The 3,638-nt window shown below is 73.7% G+C and carries 6 protein-coding genes and 1 pseudogene; 6 read left to right on the top strand and 1 reads right to left on the bottom strand.

Features of this window, described 5'->3' with window-relative positions; genetic code table 11:
• From A6Q79_RS07595 to A6Q79_RS07575, 5 genes are all read left to right on the top strand, one after another.
• Positions 1–208 (top strand): BCCT family transporter (locus A6Q79_RS07595; protein WP_317697517.1); only part of this gene is annotated, 208 nt, incomplete at its 5' end.
• A gap of 163 nt (positions 209–371) precedes the next feature.
• On the top strand, positions 372–524 hold the full coding sequence (locus A6Q79_RS07590; protein WP_179529608.1) for a hypothetical protein: 153 nt from the start codon (positions 372–374) through the stop codon (positions 522–524).
• A complete protein-coding gene (locus A6Q79_RS07585) occupies positions 521–982 on the top strand; it encodes a RidA family protein (RefSeq protein ID WP_317697512.1) in 462 nt (153 codons plus the stop codon). The genes A6Q79_RS07590 and A6Q79_RS07585 overlap by 4 nt, the downstream gene beginning before the upstream one ends.
• Positions 979–1,854, top strand: coding sequence for an NUDIX hydrolase (locus tag A6Q79_RS07580; protein ID WP_317697509.1), 876 nt, complete (start codon positions 979–981; stop codon positions 1,852–1,854). The genes A6Q79_RS07585 and A6Q79_RS07580 overlap by 4 nt, the downstream gene beginning before the upstream one ends.
• Before the next feature lie 65 nt (positions 1,855–1,919).
• Positions 1,920–2,519 (top strand): MBL fold metallo-hydrolase, encoded by a 600-nt coding sequence (locus A6Q79_RS07575; protein ID WP_317697507.1) that lies wholly within the window; start codon positions 1,920–1,922, stop codon positions 2,517–2,519.
• A gap of 64 nt (positions 2,520–2,583) precedes the next feature.
• Here A6Q79_RS07575 and A6Q79_RS07570 read toward each other — a convergent pair whose 3' ends face one another.
• Positions 2,584–3,261 (bottom strand): Crp/Fnr family transcriptional regulator, encoded by a 678-nt coding sequence (locus tag A6Q79_RS07570; RefSeq protein WP_179529613.1) that lies wholly within the window; start codon positions 3,259–3,261, stop codon positions 2,584–2,586.
• 199 nt (positions 3,262–3,460) lie between these two features.
• Between A6Q79_RS07570 and A6Q79_RS07565 the strand changes: the two are divergent.
• A pseudogene (locus A6Q79_RS07565) lies at positions 3,461–3,638 on the top strand (endonuclease III); the annotation flags it as partial.

Here is a 3,638-nt window from a genome sequence, read left to right as displayed (position 1 = left end):
GGTCGGCGCCGGCGGCCTGGCCGCCCTGCAGACGATGTCGATCCTCGTCGCCGCGCCCTTCAGCATCGTGATGGTGCTGATGGTGATCGCGACCGCCAAGGCGCTGCTCGCCGAGCACAAGTGGTACCAGCGCAAGCGCCGCAAGTGGTTCGCCGAGCAGGTGGCCGACGAGCTGCGCGCCACCGGCGACCTGCCGAAGGTCGACTGAGCGCACCGCAGCACCACCGCACCACCGCACGACCACACCGGCCGGGGTCGGGACCGCATGGTCCCGGCCCCGGCCGTCGTCGTGCCCGCTCGTCGCGCCTCGACCAGCGGTGGGGGCTGGCGCTCGTCGCGCCTCGCCCGTCGGTGTGAGTAGGGTCGGGCCCATGACGAAGTGGGAGTACCAGGTCGCACCGATTCCGCTGCACAACGAGGCGCTGATGCTGAACAACTTCGGCGAGGACGGCTGGGAGCTGGTCACGATCCAGACCAACGCCCAGGGCGGCCTCGTCGCGTTCCTGAAGCGGCCCAAGGCATGACCTCCCCCGAGGAGCGCCTGGCCGAGATGGGCCTCGCCGTCCCGGAGGTCGCCAAGCCCGTCGCGGCCTACGTCCCGGCGGGCCGCTCCGGCGACCACGTCTTCACCTCGGGCCAGCTGCCCATGCGGGCCGGCGAGCTGATGGTGACCGGCAAGGTCGGTGGCGAGGTGACGGCCGAGGAGGCCTACGCCTGCGCCCAGCAGTGCGTCCTCAACGCGATCGCCGCGGTGAAGTCGGAGATCGGCGACCTGTCCCGCGTCGTGCGCGTGGTCAAGGTCGTCGCCTTCATCGCCTCCACACCCGACTTCACCGGCCAGCCGGGCGTCGCCAACGGCGCCTCCGAGCTGCTGGGCGAGGTCTTCGGCGACGCGGGCATCCACGCCCGCTCCGCCGTCGGCGTGCCCGTGCTGCCCCTCGACGCGCCCGTCGAGGTGGAGCTGCTGGTCGAGGTCAAGTGAGGATCCCGCTCCCGCCGGTGCCGCTGCCGGAGACGGTGGTCGACGTCGCGCGGGAGTACGCCGACGGCACCCGCATCGCCGCCGAGCCCCGCGACGCGGCGACGGTCATCCTGCTGCGTCCCTCCGACACGGGTGCGGGCCCCGAGGCCTACTACCTGCGCCGGCAGCTCTCGATGGACTTCGCCGGCGGCATGGCCGTCTTTCCCGGTGGGGGCGTCGACAAGCGCGACTTCGACCTCGAGGACGAGCATTGGGCCGGGCCGTCGGTCGCGACGTGGGCCGAGCGGTTGGACTGCACCGAGCCGGAGGCCCGCGCCCTGCTCTGCGCCGCGGTGCGCGAGACCTTCGAGGAGTCCGGTGTGCTGCTGGCCGGCCCGTCGGCCGACGAGGTCGTGGCCGACACGAGCGGCGAGGACTGGGAGGCCGAGCGGGTGGCCCTCGAGGGGCGCGAGCTGTCGCTGACGGAGTTCCTCGACCGCCGCGGGCTGGTGCTGCGCACCGACCTGCTCGGCGCCTGGGACGCCTGGCTCACGCCGGTCTTCGAGCCCAAGCGCTACGCCACCTGGTTCTTCGTCGCCCGCCTGCCCGAGGGCCAGGTCACCCGCGACGTGTCCACCGAGTCCTCCTCGGTCACCTGGCTGCCCGCGGCGCTCGCCGCGGACCAGGCCGACAGCGGCGACCTGGCGATGATGCCGCCGACCTACCTGGTCTCGATGGAGGTCGGCACGTACGCCGACCCCGACGCGGTCCTCGCAGCCGCCGCGGACCGGCGGCTGGAGATGTTCTGCCCCTCGGTCGAGCCGCTCGACGACGGCTGGACCCTCTCGATGCCCGACCGGCTGCGGCCGGTCCTGGCGGCCCGGCGGGCCTGAGCGGCGGAGGCGTCTACGATGACCGACGGGAGCTGGGCCGGGGGTGCGTTCGGGGAGCGCGGGCAGTGCGTGCTCGCCCCGAACCCGAACATCATGACGCTGGACGGCACCAACTCCTGGGTGCTGCGCGAGCCGGGCGCCCGGCGCTCGATCGTGATCGACCCCGGCCCGTCCGACCCCGGGCACCTCGCGGCGACGTCGTGGAGGCCGACGGTCTGGAGGTGCACGTCGTGGCGACGCCCGGACACACCGCCGACTCGCTGTCGTTCCTGCTGCCCGCCGAGCGGGCGGTGCTCACCGGCGACACCGTGCTGGGCCGCGGTACCACCGTGGTCGCGCACCCCGACGGCCAGCTCGGCGCCTACCTCGACTCCCTCGACCGGCTGCACGCGCTGGCCGAGCGGGAGGAGGCCGCGGCCGTGTGGCCCGGGCACGGGCCGGTCATCGGCGACGCGCTGGCGGCGCTGACCTACTACCGCGACCACCGGCAGGCGCGCCTGGCGCAGGTCGAGGCGGCGCTGGAGCACATCGAGGACGAGCAGCTCGACGCCGAGGCGTTGCCGCGCCGCGTCGTGGAGCACGTGTACGCCGACGTCGACCCGGTCCTGTGGGGCGCGGCCGAGCTGTCGGTGCGGGCCCAGCTGGCCTACCTGCGCGGCCGCTGAGGGCGAGCACGAGGAAGTCCCCGGGCTCCGGTCGGAACCACGGGGACTGCTCGTGAGAGGTGCGTCAGCGGGCGCGGCGGGAGAGCCGCTCGACGTCCATGATGACGACCGAGCGGGGCTCCAGACGCAGCCAGCCGCGCGAGGCGAAGTCGGCCAGCGCCTTGTTGACGGTCTCGCGGGAGGCGCCGACCAGCTGGGCGAGCTCCTCCTGGGTGAGGTCGTGGTGGACGTGGACGCCGTCGTCGGCGGTGCGGCCGAAGCGGTCGGCGAGGTCGAGCAGCGCCTTGGCGACGCGGCCGGGGACGTCGGAGAAGACCAGGTCGGCGACGACGTCGTTGGCCTTGCGCAGCCGGCCGGCCAGCTGGGCGAGCAGGCCGCGGGCGACCACGGGGCGACCCTCGAGCCAGCGCAGGAGGTCCTCGTGGGACAGCGAGGCGAAGGAGCAGTCGGTGACGGCGGTGACGGTGGCCGAGCGCGGGCCCGGGTCGAAGAGCGAGAGCTCACCGAACATCTGGCCGGGCCCGAGGATCGCCAGGAGGTTCTCCCGGCCGTCGGAGGAGGTGCGGCCCAGCTTCACCTTGCCGTCGAGGACGATGTAGAGCTTGTCGCCGGAGTCGCCCTCGTGGAAGAGCACGTCGCCGCGGCGCAGGCGGTTCTCGCTCATCGAGGCGCGCAGCGCCGAGGCGGCCTCGTCGTCGAGGGCGCTGAAGAGCGGTGCCTGGCGGAGCACGTCGTTGTCCACGGGGGCCTCCTGGTGGGACGTCGCGGGCGTGGTGGGTCCACGGCGCAGAACTGCGCGTGTGGTGATCCTATCGAGTGGAATTCATCACAGGCACCACCGGGGGCGCCACCGCGTGGCGGTGCGGGGGCTGGCGGGCCGGTCGCACGGGGTGTGAGGCACATCCCCCGGGGGTGTCCCCGCCGTCTCGTAGGGTGTCAGCGTGCCTGCGCCGGAGTCCCCCCTCGCCCTGACCCGGCGGGCCCGTCGCATCGAGCGGGTGCTCGCCGAGACCTATCCCGACGCCCGCTGCGAGCTGGACTTCGACGACCCCTTCCAGCTGCTGGTGGTCACAGTGCTCTCCGCGCAGACCACCGACAAGCGGGTCAACGCGGTGCGCC

Origin of the sequence: Aeromicrobium sp. REDSEA-S32_B7 (assembly GCF_001626145.1) — a bacterium.
Lineage (GTDB): Bacteria > Actinomycetota > Actinomycetes > Propionibacteriales > Nocardioidaceae > Aeromicrobium > Aeromicrobium erythreum.
This window is presented reverse-complemented; position numbering and strand designations above follow the sequence as displayed.